The 16,453-nt window shown below is 65.7% G+C and carries 16 protein-coding genes and 1 pseudogene; 15 read left to right on the forward strand and 2 right to left on the reverse strand.

The genetic code is table 11. From position 1 onward, the window contains the following. Positions 1 to 433: 433 nt before the first annotated feature. Both ACRDTB_RS08295 and ACRDTB_RS08300 read right to left on the reverse strand, forming a co-directional pair. A complete protein-coding gene (locus ACRDTB_RS08295) occupies positions 434 to 670 on the reverse strand; it encodes a hypothetical protein (RefSeq protein WP_431429423.1) in 237 nt (78 codons plus the stop codon). 986 nt (positions 671 to 1,656) lie between these two features. Beyond that, a pseudogene (locus ACRDTB_RS08300) lies at positions 1,657 to 2,813 on the reverse strand (IS3 family transposase); the annotation flags it as partial. A gap of 70 nt (positions 2,814 to 2,883) precedes the next feature. On the opposite strand from ACRDTB_RS08300, the gene ACRDTB_RS08305 reads away from it, so the two are divergent. The 15 genes from ACRDTB_RS08305 to ACRDTB_RS08375 all read left to right on the forward strand — a co-directional run bounded on the left by ACRDTB_RS08305 (position 2,884) and on the right by ACRDTB_RS08375 (position 16,451). Then, on the forward strand, positions 2,884 to 3,393 hold the full coding sequence (locus ACRDTB_RS08305) for an AbrB family transcriptional regulator (protein WP_431429424.1): 510 nt from the start codon (positions 2,884 to 2,886) through the stop codon (positions 3,391 to 3,393). Between the two features lie 122 nt (positions 3,394 to 3,515). Then, entirely contained in the window at positions 3,516 to 4,751 is a 1,236-nt protein-coding gene (locus ACRDTB_RS08310) for a CaiB/BaiF CoA transferase family protein (RefSeq protein WP_431429425.1), read from the forward strand. Next, positions 4,720 to 5,847 (forward strand): ABC transporter substrate-binding protein, encoded by a 1,128-nt coding sequence (locus ACRDTB_RS08315; protein ID WP_431429426.1) that lies wholly within the window; start codon positions 4,720 to 4,722, stop codon positions 5,845 to 5,847. Before ACRDTB_RS08310 ends, ACRDTB_RS08315 begins: the two co-directional genes overlap by 32 nt. After that, entirely contained in the window at positions 5,832 to 6,641 is an 810-nt protein-coding gene (locus ACRDTB_RS08320) for an ABC transporter ATP-binding protein (RefSeq protein WP_431429427.1), read from the forward strand. Before ACRDTB_RS08315 ends, ACRDTB_RS08320 begins: the two co-directional genes overlap by 16 nt. Next, complete coding sequence (locus ACRDTB_RS08325) at positions 6,638 to 7,474, forward strand: ABC transporter permease (RefSeq protein WP_431429428.1); 837 nt, start codon at positions 6,638 to 6,640, stop codon at positions 7,472 to 7,474. Before ACRDTB_RS08320 ends, ACRDTB_RS08325 begins: the two co-directional genes overlap by 4 nt. A 10-nt stretch (positions 7,475 to 7,484) precedes the next feature. Beyond that, a complete protein-coding gene (locus ACRDTB_RS08330) occupies positions 7,485 to 7,970 on the forward strand; it encodes a MaoC family dehydratase (RefSeq protein WP_431429429.1) in 486 nt (161 codons plus the stop codon). 19 nt (positions 7,971 to 7,989) lie between these two features. Continuing rightward, entirely contained in the window at positions 7,990 to 8,724 is a 735-nt protein-coding gene (locus tag ACRDTB_RS08335; protein ID WP_431429430.1) for a creatininase family protein, read from the forward strand. A gap of 43 nt (positions 8,725 to 8,767) precedes the next feature. Next, complete coding sequence (locus tag ACRDTB_RS08340) at positions 8,768 to 9,955, forward strand: CaiB/BaiF CoA transferase family protein (RefSeq protein ID WP_431429463.1); 1,188 nt, start codon at positions 8,768 to 8,770, stop codon at positions 9,953 to 9,955. A 31-nt stretch (positions 9,956 to 9,986) separates the two neighbouring features. Beyond that, the gene (locus ACRDTB_RS08345; protein WP_431429431.1) at positions 9,987 to 10,403 is read left to right on the forward strand and encodes a MaoC/PaaZ C-terminal domain-containing protein; all 417 of its coding nucleotides are present in this window, start codon (positions 9,987 to 9,989) and stop codon (positions 10,401 to 10,403) included. Between the two features lie 93 nt (positions 10,404 to 10,496). Continuing rightward, positions 10,497 to 11,150 (forward strand): TetR/AcrR family transcriptional regulator, encoded by a 654-nt coding sequence (locus ACRDTB_RS08350; RefSeq protein ID WP_431429432.1) that lies wholly within the window; start codon positions 10,497 to 10,499, stop codon positions 11,148 to 11,150. Positions 11,151 to 11,375: 225 nt separating this feature from the next. Beyond that, entirely contained in the window at positions 11,376 to 11,882 is a 507-nt protein-coding gene (locus ACRDTB_RS08355) for a MaoC family dehydratase (protein WP_431429433.1), read from the forward strand. 35 nt (positions 11,883 to 11,917) lie between these two features. Next, positions 11,918 to 12,379, forward strand: coding sequence for a hypothetical protein (locus ACRDTB_RS08360; protein ID WP_431429434.1), 462 nt, complete (start codon positions 11,918 to 11,920; stop codon positions 12,377 to 12,379). Between the two features lie 13 nt (positions 12,380 to 12,392). Beyond that, entirely contained in the window at positions 12,393 to 14,696 is a 2,304-nt protein-coding gene (locus ACRDTB_RS08365) for a CoA transferase (RefSeq protein ID WP_431429435.1), read from the forward strand. Continuing rightward, on the forward strand, positions 14,693 to 15,349 hold the full coding sequence (locus ACRDTB_RS08370) for a cyclase family protein (RefSeq protein ID WP_431429436.1): 657 nt from the start codon (positions 14,693 to 14,695) through the stop codon (positions 15,347 to 15,349). The genes ACRDTB_RS08365 and ACRDTB_RS08370 overlap by 4 nt, the downstream gene beginning before the upstream one ends. A gap of 97 nt (positions 15,350 to 15,446) precedes the next feature. Further along, positions 15,447 to 16,451, forward strand: coding sequence for an ABC transporter substrate-binding protein (locus ACRDTB_RS08375; protein WP_431429464.1), 1,005 nt, complete (start codon positions 15,447 to 15,449; stop codon positions 16,449 to 16,451). Positions 16,452 to 16,453 lie beyond the last annotated feature (2 nt).

Raw genomic sequence — 16,453 nt, forward strand, 5'->3', positions numbered from 1 at the left:
CATACTGCCACCCCGCACCGACAAGGCCCAACACCCGCGGTCATTGTTGCGTGCTCTTAACCGATGGCGGGCCACCCCGCCAGCAGCACCGGGACCACCGCCGTCCCGTCTGGTGTATCGTGCCCAGGCGTTCGCCCGGTCTCACCATCGAGTACTCACTGAACGTGATGAGTTCAGTCCATGGCGGAGTCCCAGCTCGTCCTGGTCCGGCGGGGGAGCAGTGCTCTCATTGCGCAACAGCCGCGCGAACCGGATCGAGCGCGCAGCTGAGGGCGGGTAGCCGGGCTGTCGTCGACAACGGCGGCCGACACACGGAGGGGGTGCGCCGGGCGGCCCGAGCTTGGTCCCGAACTAACTGTCCATCATGGACACTTCCTATTTCGCAAATGCCGAGGGCATGCGCGAAGGGCCGTGGCGTGCTCGTGGGACTTGGTCAGTCGGCGGGTATCTTTCGGTTGGAGTAGTACGGTTCGTTGAACGAGAGCTCCTCGGCGAGCCAGTGGCCCAGGGCGCGGAACAGTTTCGTGTAGTAGCCCTCCTCGTAGGCGGTCGGCGTGACCCACCAGCTGACGTCCACGTCGTGCTTCAGCAGTTCCTCGGTCAGCTGGGTGCGCCGGCCCATCGGATAGAGGTAGCAGCATCCGAGATACCGGTCGTTCGTGTTGTACACGGCGTAGGTGTATGAGTCCCCCGTCCCGGAATTCGGCCTCGTGCCAGACCAGGTCGACGAAGTAGAAATCTTCGGTGACCTCCTCGGTCGGCGCCACCCCGAGTCCGCCGGATGATCTCGAGACTCGCGTTGATCCCCGCACGTCTTCCCGCAGGTCCGCGCGCGAGATCGCCCTGGTCACCAGGTCTTCGTAGGTCAGTGTCTCAGGGACCGTGTGTCTCGGCGACACGACGAGTTTCTTGATGAACTCGCGGCACTCCATTTCTCCTCCTCGGCGTCCGGTCAACGCGGCGACGGCTGTCGGACTACGACCGGCCAGTGGACCAAGCATGAGACCTTGCTGGACCCCGACAACGTGGCGGCGGGGCCTGTGGTTCGGATTCGTCTGTCCACTCCGGACCGATCATTCGGTCGCGGAGGCCGGCGCATCCGGCGATTGTCGATGTGGAGACATTGACTGCGCGGCGGTTCGGCGTCAGACAGCCCGTCGCCGACGTGTGCACCTGCGCGCGTCGACACCCGACGGCCGCGACAGGACCCCGTCGGCACGCGTCCGCCTGGAACTTCCTCACCGGCATGTACTGCAAAGCCGGCGGATACCCATGGAGTCCGTGCCTTGCTATGTCGGTGTTGGGTTCTATCGACCGCTGGGCACAGCGTTCCCCACCATGTAAACCAGCCTGGTGCAAGCCTTCGACGGCACGGCGACGGACTGGTGTGATTGGAGCTGCTGAATGCGTGAGCTGCAAAGAAGATGTGGATCCAGTCGGGTACCCCGCCGCGGTCACCGTAATCATTACCGAGTGCCGGGTACTCTGCGTGCAACAAGCTCACTTATCGCTTCTGCTTACGCCGGACCACTGAAGACTTCCTCTGGCAGGTCTTTCCAAAGGTCGCCTACGCCCATGACGACCTGCCAATGGTCCCACGATCTGAGGCGCCCCGAATTTCCGGACAGCTTTCTTACTGTTAATTCGTGCTGCGAGCTGTCGGTTCAGGTACTCGTTGTGGACCTCTAGTGGGGTCTTGTAGTCGAGCCCTGCGTGGAGACGTTGCCGATTGTAGAAGCCCTCGATGTATTTGACAATCTCCTGTCGAGCCTGCGCTCGTGTGGTGAATGTCATGCGGTTGGTCCATTCGTTCTTCAGTGCGCCGAAGAAGGATTCGGCCATTGCGTTGTCCCAGCAGATCCCGGTCCTGCCGACCGATTGTCGCATGTTCATGTCGGCGAGTTTGGTGGCGAACTCGTAAGACGTGTAGTTCGAGCCTCGGTCGGAGTGGAAGATGCATCCTGACTGGATATCGCTGGTACCGGCCGCGGAATCGATCGCAGTACAGATGAGGGAGGTCCTGTAGTGATCGGCCATGGCCCAGCCGACGACCATTTTCGAGTAGCAGTCGATGACCGTGGACAGGTATACCCATCCTTCGCCGGTGCCGATGTAGGTGATGTGGCCGACCAGTTTGGTGCCCGGCTGTTCGGCGGTGAAGTTCCGGCCGGCCAGGTCCGGGATGCGGTGCGCCTGCTCGGCCTCGGTGGTGGTCGGCCGCCAGGGTCGTGGCTGGCAGGACACCAGGCCCAGCTCACGCATCAGCTGCCGGACGAGCTCGTCTGAGGCGTGCTCGCCCGAGCGCAGGAGCACCGCGTGGATGCGCCGGTAGCCGTAGGTGCCATGGTTGGCCCGGAAGATCGCCGTGATCAACGTGGCGAGCCGCTCGCGCCGCTGCGCCGCCGGCGACGGTGGCCGGTCTTTCCACTCGTAGTAGCCCGACGTGGACACATCCAGCCATTCGCACATCTTGACAACCGGGTAGTTGTCCTTCTCGCCGTCGACGAACGCGAACTTGACGCTCACCGATACTCCTGGGCGAAGAAGGCCGCAGCTTTTCCCAAGAACTCATTGCGCATCTTGAGTTCCTGATTCTCGCGCTCCAGTTCACGCAGCCGCGCCCGCTCGCTCACCCGCGACGGCTCCTCCTCCACCGGATGCGCCTTCCGATACTGCGCTACCCAGTTCCCCAGAGTCCCCGCGTTGATACCGAGTTCCCGAGCCACCTGAGCGACTGGCCGCGAACCCTCAACCACCATCTTGACAGCCTCATCCCGAAACTCGGGAGAGAACCTCCGAGGCCTTTCCGGCACTGATCATCCTCCGTTTCCGGCGGAACCTTATTAGGTTCCCCGTCCGGAAAGTGGGAGGCTCGCCAGAGATGTGCGCGGTGTCTTCTACGCGACGAGTGCCATCATTGTGGGAATCCTCGTTGGTAACGTACTGCGGCTCCCCTCGCCGGAGCTGCTGGGAGGCTTGCTCTGTGGGATCGCGCTCAGCGCGGTCCCGCTCTTCGCGGACGCGGTCGTGCCGAGCTTCCTGTACGACATCGCATTGCTCAAGGTCGGCGTGCAGGCTGGCGAACGCTTCACTCGCCAGACCATCGGGAGCCTGGGGCGTTTGCTTCCCCTTCTCGTTGTCGTGATGGTGCTGTTGATCGTCGGCTGCGGACTTCTCGCGTTACTGCTGTGGAACGTGACCGGGGAGTCGCTGCTCGACTGCTATCTGGCGACGTCTCCGGGAGGACTGCCGGTCATCCTGGCCACTGTCGGCGACACGTCCGGAAACGCGACGTTCGTTTCGGCCGCGCAGATCCTGAGGATCCTCGTCATTCTGGCCGCGCTCCCGTTCGCGGCCGCTGCCGTCGCGAGGCGCCGCCGCCCCCCGCCCTAAGTGGACTTACAACGTACCCGTTGACGCTGGCGCCGACGCTACCCTAAGCTATCTATCGAGCGCTCGGTTGGGCACTCGAGATAGGCACCCCCACTGTTGCCAGACGAACGGACCGGTGTGTCATGATCGCAGCGCGTGGTTCCGAGCGGACCGAACGAGGTCCGTTGACAGGGCTGCGAGTTGTCGACCTCACGTCCGTCGTCGTGGGTCCCTACTGCACGCTCGCGCTCGCCGACATGGGAGCCGACGTCATCAAGGTCGAGTCGCCGGCCGGTGACACGATGCGTGACATTGGCCCACGGCGGAATCCGGGCATGGGTTCGCAGTTCCTGAGTCTCAACAGGAACAAGCGCAGCGTGGTGCTCGACCTCAAGAAGCCCGCGGCGCGGGAGGCGTTGTCGCGGCTGGTCGAGACGGCCGACGTGTTCATCCACAACATGCGCCGGCCGGCCATCGAACGGCTCGGGCTGACCTACGGCGCGATCGCCGCGGTCAACGAGCGGATCGTGTACTGCACCATCCACGGTTTCCACAGCGCCGGGCCATATCGCGACAAGGCCGCCTACGACGACACCATCCAGGGTGCCAGTGGCCTTGCCGCGATCCAGTCCAGGAACGGCGAGCCGCCACGGTATGTGGTGAGCGCGATCGCCGACAAGACTCCGGCGATGGTGGCGCTGTCGAGCGTGCTCGCGGCCCTGCTGTACCGGGAGCGTACCGGCCGGGGCCAGGAGCTCGAGGTGCCCATGTTCGAGTCCATGACGGCCTACGTCATGAGCGAGCACCTCTACGGGAAGACGTTCGAGCCGCCTCTGGGGCCCACCATCTACTCGCGGCAGGTGTCGCCGTTCCGGCGGCCGCATCCCACCGCTGACGGCTATATCTGCGCGTTGATGTACACCGACGAGCAGTGGGACCGGTTCTTCCGGATGATCAGTCGCGCGGAACTGATTTCCGACCCGCGGTTTCTCACGATCGGCACCCGTACCGACAACATCGACGAGCTGTATTCGATTGTGGGCGAGGCACTGCGCGGCAGGTCCACGGCGGACTGGTTGAGTGCGTTCGAAGATGCCGACATCCCCGCCATGCCGGTGAACACGCCGGACGATCTGTTGAACGACAAGCACCTACGGGCGACCGATTTCTTTTACCTCACCGAGCATCCCACCGAGGGAACGGTGCGTAACGTCCGTTATCCGGCGAGTTTCTCGGACACCCCGATACCACTCGCCGAACCGGCCCCGACACCTGGCCAGCACAGTCACCACGTGCTCGCCGAGTTGGGATACGGCGAAGAAGAACTGAAATCCATGGTCGCCGCTGGTGCAATCAATCCACCTGCATCCAATCAATGACCCCTTAGAAAAGGTGTGGATTATGTTTCTATCCCGGGCGGTTTCGTCGCGCGCGCGATCGCGGAGAATGCTCGCTACGCTGGCGGTTGTCCTGCTGGCCACGGTGACTGGCTGCGCCGGTGGCGGTGATGACTCCGGCGGCCAGGCGGGGGAGCAGGGCTCGCCGGACACGGTTCGAATCCTGGTCAACCCAGGGTCCAACAGCCACGTGCCGATCTACGTCGCCCAGGACGCCGGCATCTTCCGCGAGAACGGCCTGGACGTGCAGATCGTGACCAACGCGACCGCGATTCAGCCGCTGCTCACCGGCGACGTCGACGTCGCGTTTCCCTCGCCGGGCCAGGCGTTGATCGCAAACGAGCAGGGACACGACCTACGCATCTTCATGACGCTCATCGACAAGGTCCTCCAGGCCGTGGTGGTCAGGGACGAGCCAAAGTCCGGCGACACGGAATACCCCGACGTGTTGCGGCAGCTGACGGGGAAGACTCTCGGTGTCACGGTCCGTGGTGGTGCTGTCGACCTGAACCTCCGCTACGTGTTGCGTGAGGCGGGGCTCAACCCCGACTCCGACGTCACCATCGTGCCGACCGGGAACGCCAGCGCCATGCTCGCGGCTATGCAGGGCGGGCGCGTCGACGGGATCATGTCGCTGCAGCCCATCACCGCGCAGCTCGTCACCAAGGGGTCCGGCCACGTGCTGGTCGACCTCGCCAAGGGCGAGGGGCCCGAGGCCATGAACCAGCCGTTCATCACCGGCGTAGCGGCAAAGTCGTTCATCGACGCCAAGCCCGAGGTGCTGGACAAGCTGGTCGAGTCGTTGAGGCAGGCGCAGGAGTACATCCACGACTCCGCCAACAAGGCCGAGTTCGCCGACATCGTGAAGAAGCGCGTCTACAGCACGCTCACTCCCTCCGAGATCGACCAGATCTTGGCCGAGCTGGGCGCGACCACGAAGACCATCTGCTTCGCCAGCAAGGATCTCGGCAACATCGCGGAGGTGCTGATCACCGAGGGCGTCGTCAAGAAGCAGGCCGATGCCTCGTCGACGATCTACACCAAGGCTCAGGAGGCGGCTGGATGCGCGGCGAGCTAGGGGATCGTCAGGTACGCGCGGAGCTCGCCGGTGTCAACCACAGCTTTCCGGCAGCGGACGGCAGCGCGGTCGCGACGCTGAACAACGTCGATCTCAAGGTGAGGGGCGCCGAGTTCATCAGCATCATCGGTCCGAGCGGATGCGGCAAGACGACGATCATGAACATGATCGCCGGACTGATCATCCCGGACAGCGGGTCCGTTCTGCTCGGCGGTGAGCCCGTTGCCGGTCCGCAGGCCGGAAAGGTCAGCTACATGTTCGCCAGGGACGGGCTGTTTCCGTGGCGAACAGCCATCGACAACGTCAACCTCGCGATGCAGATGCGGCGAAACAAGCCCATGCCGGGGCGGGCGAAGGAGATTCTCGCGTCCGTCGGTCTCGCGGGGTTCGAGCGGCACTACCCGAGCCAGCTCTCCCAAGGCATGCGGCAGCGTGTCGCGTTGGCCAGAACGCTCGCCGTCGAGGCGGACCTGTGGTTGATGGACGAGCCGTTCGCCGCGCTCGACGCGCACACGCGAACCCTGATCCAGGACGAGTTCATCAGCATCTGGGAAAAGTCCCGCAAGACGGCCATCCTGGTGACGCACGACCTCGGCGAGGCGATCACCCTCTCCGACCGGGTCGTGGTGATGACGGCCCGGCCGGGTGAGATCAAGGCCGTCTACGAGATCGACCTGCCCAGGCCGAGAAGCGTGATCGACCTGCAGAACGACAGTGCCTTCACGTCGCTCTACTCCCAGCTGTGGACCGACCTGCGCGGTGAGTTCGCCAGTGACCGTGGAACGACGACATGAGTGCACAGCCGTCCAATGCGAACCGTGTGGCCGTGCTCCGGGAGCGGATGTCGACGGTCGTCGGTCGAACCCTGATGTTCGTGATCCTGCTGGGGATCTGGCTACTGGCGGCCAACCTCCAACCGAACTTCGTGCCGACGCCGTGGGCCGTGCTGAGCACGGTGGGTACCTGGCTCGGGGACGGGACGATCAGTGACAACATCGGCACCACCCTGTACGAGGTGTTCGTCGGCGCCGCCCTCGCGTTCGGCATCGGTATCCCCGTGGGGCTCGTCCTGGCACAGTCACGGTTCCTGGACAACGCCACTCGGCCCTACATCGACGTGATGAACGCGATCCCGCGGATCGGGCTCGCGCCGCTGTTCGTGTTGTGGTTCGGCTTGGGCCAGACGTCGAAGATCGCGCTTGTCTTCTCGGTCCTGTTCTTCATCGTGGTGATCAACGTCCACGCGGGGGTGAAGAGCGTCGAGCGTGAGCACATCGTGCTGGCGACACTGCTCGGTGCGTCCCGGTGGGACATCGCGATGAAGGTGCTGCTTCCCTCGCTCGTGCCGTGGATCATCGCGAGCCTGCGTCTCACCAGCGCCTACGGCGTCTCCGCCGCGGTGATCGGGGAGTTCGTCGCCGGCAGCAACGGGCTGGGCTACCTGCTCGCCTACCACTCCTCGGTGCTCAACCCCTCGGGATCCTTCGCCGCGTTGTTCCTGCTTGCGCTCGTATCGTTGACTCTGACGTTCTTGACGATGCTCCTCGAACGGCACGCCTTGCGCTGGCGAAACCCCGGCGGGCGAGTACGCGCGGCGCAGCGTCGCCGGGAACCGACCGGCGTCTGAAGCCCTGGAGATGACGACAATGGAAGCCAAGTACTACGAGGACCTGGTCGTGGGGTTCACCGTCGAGTCCATGGGACGAACCGTGACCGAGCCGGACGTCGTGATGTTCAACAACATCATGAAGATCATGAACCCGATCCATTCCGATCCGGAACACGTGCGCGACTCGATGTTCGACGGGATGGTCGCACCCGCGCCGTTCATCCTCACGGTCAGCCTGGGTCTGCTCAGCGGGACCGGCTACCTGACCGGCAGCGTGCTTGGCGTGCTGGAGTACGAGAACCTCAAGTTCCTTCTCCCGGTACGTCCCGGCGACACGTTGTACGCGTCCGTCGAGGTCGTCGCCCGGCGAGAGACCTCGGACGGCAAGCGGGGCGTCGTGTCTCTGCGGGACAATACGACGAACCAACGTGGCGAAACCGTCTACATCGGACTCAGGAAGATATTGGTTCGCAAGCGAAGCTCGCTCGGCACGGACGCCGACGAAGAACGATAACTCGAAACGGGGTAGCTCCATGATTCTCCACCAGGTAACGACCGTCGAGGCCGGCGAGGCGTTGGGTCGAAGTCCGCTTGGTGTCATCACATGTGGCGCCACGGAACAGCACGGTCCGCATCTCCCGTTGAGCACGGACACGATCGGGGGTTGGGCGCTCGCACGAAAGGTCGCCGAGCGACTGGACTGCGTCCTCGCCCCGCCCATTCCGGTTGGTTGCTCCGACTACCACCTGAACTGGCCGGGAACGCTGAGCATCTCGCCGGCCACGATGACGTCCACGATCTGCGAGATCGCCGAGAGCCTGCAGACGCACGGGGTGAAGAACATCCTGATCGTCAACGGCCACGGCGGCAACCGGTCGGCCGTGGACGTCGCGGCTTCGCAACTGGTGCGGACCGGTGGTGTCTCGGTTGTCGTGGCGTACTTCCAGGGGCTGGCGTTCAAGGCGGCGGGCGGCGAGATGGATCTCGGTCACGCCGGCCACGTCGAGACCGCCGTGGTGTTGCGCGAGGCGCCGGAGCTGGTCAAGATGGAGCTGGCCACCGGGGGTACCGACCTGGCCGAGGCGCTACGCCGGGAGCGGGAGTTCTCGGCACGCGACATCTACCGGCCCATGCTGGACTGGGAGAGCGTGTCGGAGAGCGGATGGTTCGGCGACGCGGCCGCGGCGACCGCCGAGCAGGCGGATCCGCTGCTCGAGAAGATGGCCGATCGCGTCGTGGAGTACGTGTCCAATGCCTTCGTCAAGTAGCTCCGCACGGAGGAGCAGGCGGCCCCGTGCCTCGTTGCACGGGGTGCGCGTCCTGGACCTCACGCACATCGTCGCGGGCCCGTTCTGCACCCTGCTGCTGGCCGACGCCGGCGCGGACGTGGTGAAGATCGAGCCGCCCGGGCGCGGCGAGACGAGCAGGCGCCAGGGCCCGTTCCTCCAGGGTGCGGGCGACGAGTCGACCAGCGCCTACTTCATGCGGCTGAACCGGAACAAGAAGAGCGTGACGCTCGACCTGAAGTCGCCGGAGGGCAAGCACCTATTCCTGCGCCTGGTGGCGCGCAGCGACGTGGTGGTGGAGAACTTCGCACCCGGGGTGATGAGCCGGCTGGGTCTCGGTTACGAGGTGCTGCGCAACGCCAACCCGAAGATCGTCTACGCGGCCCTGAGCGGCTATGGCGATGCGGCTGACTACCCGACGCCCTACGCGCACCATCCGGCGATGGCGGTCGCGATCGAGGCGTTCAGCGGGCTGATGGACCTGGCGGGCGGCGCGGCGACGAATCCGGCCGTGCTCGGCTTCCCGGTCGGTGACATCTTCGCCGGGAGCCTGGCGGCGTTCGGGATCGCCGCCGCGGTTCGCGACGCCGAGACGACCGGTGAGGGCCAACACCTGGACGTGGCGATGTTCGACGCCGCGGTGGCGCTCAACGAGCGGGCGCTGACGCACTACTCGCTCTCCGGCGAGGTCCTGTCGCGGAACAACGAGACCCAGGTGGGGCCGATGGCGGTCTACCTAACCAAGGACGGGCACCTCACTCTCGCCGCGGCGATCGAGGACATCTGGCGCAAGTTCTGTGCCGCCATCGAGCGGCCGGACCTGGTGGCCGCACCGGGGTTCGAGACCGGCCGCGACCGGGCCCGCAACCACGACCGGCTCCGTCCGCACATCGAGGCGTGGACCAGGACCCGGACCACCCAGGAAGCCGTCGACGTGCTCATCGAGCACGGGGTGCCGGCGGCCGCCGTACGCGACGCGCGTGCGGTGTTCGAGGACCCGGCCCTGGTCAGCCGGCGGATGCTCGTGGACGTGAACCATCCGATCGCGGGCCAGGTCAGGTTGGTCGGGAACCCGGTGAAGTTCCTCGAGAGCGATGCGGTGCCCGCCGAACCGCCGTCGTTGCTGGGTCAGCACACGGTGGACTTCCTCGGCGAGGTCCTCGGTCTCGACCAGGCCGAGCTCGGCCGGCTGCGAGAGGAGAGCGTGATCTGAGATGGAAGCTGTGGGTTATGACGATCTGACCGTGGGGCAGGTCTTCGAGTCGATCGGCCGGACGGTCACCGAGACGGATCTGGTCGTCTTCAACAACATGATGTGGATTACCAGTCCGACGCACACGGACGAGGAGTTCATGCGTGCGAGCGGCGGGGCCGTCGCGGCGGGGACGTTCACCCTGAGCATGGTCATGGGGTTGATCGCGGCGACGGGGTGGACGCACGGCACGTTGCTCGGGGTGCTCGCACAGGAGTCCATCCGTTACGTCGGTCCCGTGCGGGCCGGCGACACGCTCCACGCCACGTGTGAGGTGCTGGAGAAAAGGGAGACCAGCAAGCCGGACCGGGGAGTGGCCATGGTTCGCGATCGCGCCTACGTCGGCAACGACACCCTTGTCCTCGAAGGACAGCGCAGCCTGCTGATGCGGCGAGCGGTCGATGCGTAGTGCGACGTTCGGTCCAGGCGCCGGCTCAACCGGGAGATCGAGTAGGTTGTGTCGACCGGCGCACGTGCGTGAAACCGGGTGAAGGTGTCGTAGATGGTGAGTAACGGAGCTGGGCCGGACAACGCGAACACGGCTGATCGCCTGTTGACCGTCGCCGCGCACTTGTTCCGGGAGAAGGGATACGCGGCGACCACGACTCGTGAGCTCGCGGCGGCTCTCGGGGTGAAGTCCGCGTCGCTCTACTATCACATGCGCAGCAAGGAAGATCTGCTCTACGACATCTGCGTGGACAGCATCCAGCGCATCGACGCCGAGGTGCGCGCCAAGGTGGCCGAGGCGACCGATCCCCTTGACGAGCTTCGTGCCTTCGTCACCACCCACCTCCGGGTGGTGCTGATGGACCATGACCGGCACGCGACGATGTTGCTGGAGCTTCGGTTCCTGCCGGAGGATCGGCGTCGGGAGGTGCTCGAGCTTCGGAAATCCTATGTGCGGGTCGCTCGCCAGATCTTACAGAATTTGCAGGAGAAGGAGCTGATTCGGCGCGACCTTACGACGACGAACCTCTCTCTGGCAATTTTCAACACCCTGAACTGGACAATACTCTGGTATCACCCGGACGGCGCGTCCAGCCTCGATGATGTGATCGAGTTCCTGCTCAGTTTCATCATGGCGGGCGTCCAGACGCCAGGAACTCCGATGCCTGACGGAGCGGCGATGACGGCCCGGCCCAGACGACGGAAGTAGCCGTCTGCGTATTTCGGAACGCATTCGCCTCGGGGCGCGGTCACGGCCATTCCTCGTGAATAGCGCACGGTTTCCTTGATCAATTCATGCAGAGTTACAGAAATTTGTCAAAATCTACCTAGCGAGCGCTCGGCAGATGAGCTAGTCTTGGTATCAAGTGGACACTCGTGGATCCCCGATTCCAGTGATGAATCATCACATCCGCAGTGGAACCGAAGAGGAGGCATGGTGGTACAACCACAGGGTCGAGTCGATCGTGATGGTTCGGGCCGGCGCACACGGTTCGAGGACATCGAGGTCGGTGCCGAGCTAGGCAGTCTCGAATGGTCGGTGCAGCCGGAGAACGTCGCCGGGCTGCTCGACAACGATGCCGACTACCACGAGTGGTATGTGGACTCATCGCCCTTCGGTGGTGCGATCGTCCCGCCGTTGGCCACGTACCCGCCGGTTCGGCTGCTCTTCACCCGCAGCTACAACGTACGCGGCCTGTTCATCGAGTTCGAGTCGGAGTTCCGTCGCCCGTTCTTCTTCGGCGAGCGGCTGACGATCTCCGGACGCGTGGCCGACAAGTTCATCAAGCGGGACCGCGAGTACGTCATCTACGAGGCCGAGGGACGCGACGAGAAGGGCGAGATCGTCTTCACCACGAGGCGCACGCACGTCCTCGACTACCTCACTCGCTCGGTCCCGAAGAACGCCGAGGGGATCGACAGCGGCATCGTCACCAACTAGCCGGACACACCAACCAGAGAAGAGGACGCGGCGGCATGGCGTTGTACACCAAGGAATCAGTGCGGCTAGGAGCCAGCCTGCCGGAGATCTCCCGGCAGTGGAACATCGAACTGTTCACGAACCGGCACGTGCAGGTGTACGGATCGGGGCGAATCGTCGAGGAGGAGTGGCCCGAGCAGAACATCCACTCCGACCACGACGCGGCCCGCCGGGAGGGGCTGGCCGAGGTCGTGGGCTCGGCGCCGCAACCGATCGCGCAGATCCACCGCAGCATGATGATGGCCTTCGGCGCGGGCTGGGTGGCCGGCGGCCGGATCAAGGCAAAGATGATCAAGCCGCTGCTGGAGCACGACTTCACCACTGCCAAGGGCCGGGTGACCGGGCTGTCCCTGGAGTCCGGCGCGGACCGGCTGCGGGTCGCCTGCGAAGCGTGGGTCGAGCGCCGCGACGGCACGAAGATCATGGTCGCCACTGCCAGCGCCGTGATGCGGGACTGACCGGGCGGACGCCGTGGACCTTGGCTCGTATCGAGTGCTGGACGCCTCGCACAACTCGATAGGCGCGGCACTGTGCGCGAAGGTGCTCGCCGCGCTGGGTATGCGGGTGACCCGGATCGTTCGGCCGGACGCGCCCGATCCGCTCCGTAGGCTGCGCCCGACGATCGGGTCGGGTGACGCGGCCGTCAGCCTGCCGTTCCAGTTCCTGCACGCGGACAAGGCGGTGGTACAGCTCGAGCGGGGCGACCGGGCGCGCCGCGACGAGCTCCTCGCCGACGTCGACGTCATCGTGCAGGGCGCGCCCGGTGCCGAGCTCGTCGAGTTCGTTCCGGCGGAGGTCCTCGCCGTCGCGCCGAGTGCCGTCGTGGTGACCATCACCCCGCTCGGGGTCGAGGTCACGACGGACGTGGGTGACGACTTCGTGGCGTTCCACCGCTCCGGCCTCGGATACATTACGCCACGGGCGCTGCCGGGGTTCCCGACCGGCGAGTTGCCCCCGCTCAAGCCGTTCTCCCGCATGCTGGAGATGCTCGCCGCGATGCAGGGGGTCGTGGCCTGCCTCTCGGGACTCATCGGGCGCCGCGTGAGCGGGCTCGGGGACAGCGTCGACATCAGCACGGTGCACAGCGCGTTGCCGTTGGTACGCCGCGAGATCACGGCATGGTTGTATGACGGCGAGGTCGCCACCCGAGGGGAGCGGATCTGGAAGGTCGCACCGGCCGGGATTTACCAATGCCGGGACGGGTTCGTCTTCCTGCACGTGGTCGAGGAGGGGCAGTGGCAGCGGCTCTGCCAGCTCCTCGACAGGCCCGATCTGGGCGCCGACCCGCAGATGGCCACCGCCGTCGACAGGTTCACACAGCCGGAGCGGCTCGCGGCCGCGCTTGATCCGTGGTTCGCGCCGCTCACCGTCGCCGAGGCCGTGGCGAAGGGACAGCAGGCGCACGTCCCGATCGCACCGGTCGCCCGCATGCCCGACCTGCTCGCCGATGACAGCCTGTGGGCGCGATCGTTCTTCACCAAGGTGCCGGTAGTCGACCGGGAACCGGTTGCCATGCCGAGGATCCCGATCACCTGGGTCGGCGAAGGCGGCGACCCCGCGTCCCGAGAGCCGTCCCGCCCGCCCCGGCCACCAGCGGACGGCAAGCACCGGCCGCCGCTCGCGGGTTACCGGATCGTGGCGTTCACCCACGTCTGGGCCGGGCCGCTGTGTGGTCAGCTCCTGGCCGATCTGGGCGCGGACGTCATCCGGGTGGAAAGCCACAAGCGTATCGACGTCCACCGGACGGGTGGCCCATACGCGGGCGGGGTCAAGGGCATCAACCGCAGTGGTGTCTGGAACAGCCAGAACCGCGGCGTCCGGTCGTGCACCATCAACCTGGCGACGGCCGAGGGCGTCAAGTTGGCGCGCCGGCTGGTGGCGACCGCCGACGCGGTGATCGAGAACTTCTCGCCGGGGACACTGGAGCGGATCGGTCTGGGCTTCGACGTGCTCCGTTCGGTACGGCCCGGCATCGTGCTCGCGTCGTTGTCGGCATACGGGCAGTCGGGTGCGAAGCGCGCACATGTCGGCTACGGCCCGATGATGGACGCGGCAAGCGGCATGATGGCGGTCGCCGAATACGGCGACGGCATCCCGCGCGCGGTCAACGGCTGGGCGGCCGACATCGGCGGGGCGATGATGGGCGCGGTGCAGATCCTGGCCGCACTGCTCGATGAGCGCCGTACCGAAGCCGTGTGGGCCGACGTCTCCGAGTACGAATGCGCCGTCGTGGGTCAGTTCGAGGCGTTGCTGTCCTACGCGGCCGACGGACAGGACGTCCGTCCACAAGGCAACCGTGGGCCGTTCGGCGAGCTCACCGACTGCTTCGAGACAACGCTGCCCGATCGGTGGGTCGCCGTCTCGATCACCGAACCAGACTCGTTGGCTCGGGTGCGCGACCTGCTCGGCCTACCCACCGACACCGCCGGAGACGAGGTCATGCGCGCGTTGCGTAACTGGGTCGGCGGGCGGCAGACAGAGCACGTCGTGGCGGAGCTGTCGCGGCTCGGCGTTGCGTGTGGCTTGGTCAGCACGGTGCACGACCTCGTGGTCGACCCGATCCTGACGGCCAGGAATGCGTTCGTCGACACGCGACATGCGGAGTTGGGCACGATCTCCTTGTACGGACCCGTGTGGCGGTTCGACCGCATGCCGATGGCTACCGGCGCGCCGGCGCCCTGTCTTGGTGAGCACAACCGTGAGGTCTTCGTGGGCCTGCTCGGCGTCACGGACGAGGAGTTGGCCAGGTTCGAAAGCGCGGAGGTGATCTTTTGAGCTGGATCGACTGTACACAGGTGGTCGACACGCTGATGCCGCAACCGGCCGGCGTGCCGGAGTTCTCGCTGCGCGGCGTGCGGACCTTCGTGGACCACGGGATGAGCATGCAGCAGCTGTGCTTGTTGAGTCATCACGGCACGCACGTCGACGCGCCGCTGCACTTCTTTCCCGACGGGCAGGCGATCGCCGACGTGCCGTTGAACGTGCTGTGCGGTGACGGGGTGGTCATCGGCTTCGACGGCGCGTCGCTGACGCCGGTGACCGGCGACGACCTCCGCCGGCACGCGCACCTCATCAGGCCGGGGGACCGCGTGCTGATCCGCACCGGCTGGTCGGAGCACTACGGCCGGCCGTCCTACTGGGACTCGCCGTATCTCACCGGGGAGGCGGCGGAGTACCTGGTGAGTCTGGGGATCTCCTTGCTGGGCATCGACACCGTGTCGCCGGACGCGCCGCCGTATCAGGGGCGGGCCGCGTCCTTCGACTACCCGGTGCACCGCGTGCTGCTGGGGGCCGGCATACCGATCGTCGAGAACCTTCGGCTGGACCGCGCGTCCGATTTTCGCTGTGCGGTGATGGCCTTACCCATTCCGGTGCGCGACGGTGACGGCGCCCCGGCACGAGTCCTGGTCCGCCCGCACGGCACGTAGCTGTTGCGAAGTAGCACATCGAGAGGAGCCAGCAGTGCGACGACGACTGATGGTTTCGAATGCTGGAAGAACACTCATCCTGGCGACCGTGGTCGCGATGCTGTCGGCGGCGTGCGGGAGCTCGGGTAACACGCCGATTCCAGGCGGCGGCGGTGCCCTTGCCTCGGCGCTCCCGGGAACCGACGACAAGCTGATCCAGCAGGCCCAGGAGGAAGGGCAGCTGGTTCTGTACGGCTCTCCCCGGGACGAGGCGATGAAGGCGGACGCCGACGCCTTTCGGGCGGCCTACGGGATCAACGTCTCGTTCACGCGCATCGCGGGCGCGCCGCTGACATCCCGTGTGGACGCTGAGGTCAACGCCGGCCGGGTGGCGGTGGACGTGGTGTTCTCGCCGGACGTCGCCGCGCTGGACCGGTGGGCTGCGGGCGGCGCGCTCGAGCCCATACCCGAGGTGGACTATCCCACGCGGGAGAGGTACTACGCCGTGATGCAGATCGTCGGCCAGGGCATCGTCTACAACACCGATCTGGTGTCCGGCGGTGACGTGCCGAAGACCTGGAATGACCTGCTCAACCCGAAGTTTAAGGACATGGTCGTCATCGGGGATCCGTCGACTTCCGGTGCGTACAGTCAGAACTACTTCGCGCTCCTGAAGGACAAGCGGTACGGCGAGGACTACTTCGACAAGCTCAAGGCGCAGAGTCCGAGGGTGGAGACGCTGGCCATCGTCAACCAGTCGGTCGCGGCCGGCGACGCCGCCATCGGGTTCACGAGCTTCCCCACCGATCCGAACATCATCAAGTCGACCGCGCCGACCGCCCCCATCGAGTTCGCGTACCTCGACGTCGTGTCCACGGCGAACACCTACCTCGCGACGATGGCGAACTCGCCGCATCCGAACGCGGCCAAGCTCTTCGCCGCCTTCATGATGTCGCGGGAGGGACAGACGGCACACAACGGCGATGACCGAGCCACGTCACCGCTGGGTGAGCTGGACGGAACGCTGCCCGCCCCCGACCCGGACGTGGTGTCCGACGTCACCGTGGTGGAGGCGACCAAGGAACTGTCCACTGTGGTGGATCTGTTCCGCAGGTTGTACTGACG

This window comes from Actinophytocola sp. (assembly GCF_050699935.1).
GTDB lineage: Bacteria > Actinomycetota > Actinomycetes > Mycobacteriales > Pseudonocardiaceae > Actinophytocola.

Excerpts from the sequence above, each read along its gene's own strand:
- ACRDTB_RS08310 (WP_431429425.1), top strand. The coding sequence starts at position 3,516 with ATGATCGCAGCGCGTGGTTCCGAGCGGACCGAACGAGGTCCGTTGACA.
- ACRDTB_RS08320 (WP_431429427.1), top strand. The coding sequence starts at position 5,832 with ATGCGCGGCGAGCTAGGGGATCGTCAGGTACGCGCGGAGCTCGCCGGT.
- ACRDTB_RS08325 (WP_431429428.1), top strand. The coding sequence starts at position 6,638 with ATGAGTGCACAGCCGTCCAATGCGAACCGTGTGGCCGTGCTCCGGGAG.
- ACRDTB_RS08330 (WP_431429429.1), top strand. The coding sequence starts at position 7,485 with ATGACGACAATGGAAGCCAAGTACTACGAGGACCTGGTCGTGGGGTTC.
- ACRDTB_RS08335 (WP_431429430.1), top strand. The coding sequence starts at position 7,990 with ATGATTCTCCACCAGGTAACGACCGTCGAGGCCGGCGAGGCGTTGGGT.
- ACRDTB_RS08350 (WP_431429432.1), top strand. The coding sequence starts at position 10,497 with ATGGTGAGTAACGGAGCTGGGCCGGACAACGCGAACACGGCTGATCGC.
- ACRDTB_RS08355 (WP_431429433.1), top strand. The coding sequence starts at position 11,376 with ATGGTGGTACAACCACAGGGTCGAGTCGATCGTGATGGTTCGGGCCGG.
- ACRDTB_RS08360 (WP_431429434.1), top strand. The coding sequence starts at position 11,918 with ATGGCGTTGTACACCAAGGAATCAGTGCGGCTAGGAGCCAGCCTGCCG.
- ACRDTB_RS08375 (WP_431429464.1), top strand. The coding sequence starts at position 15,447 with ATGCTGTCGGCGGCGTGCGGGAGCTCGGGTAACACGCCGATTCCAGGC.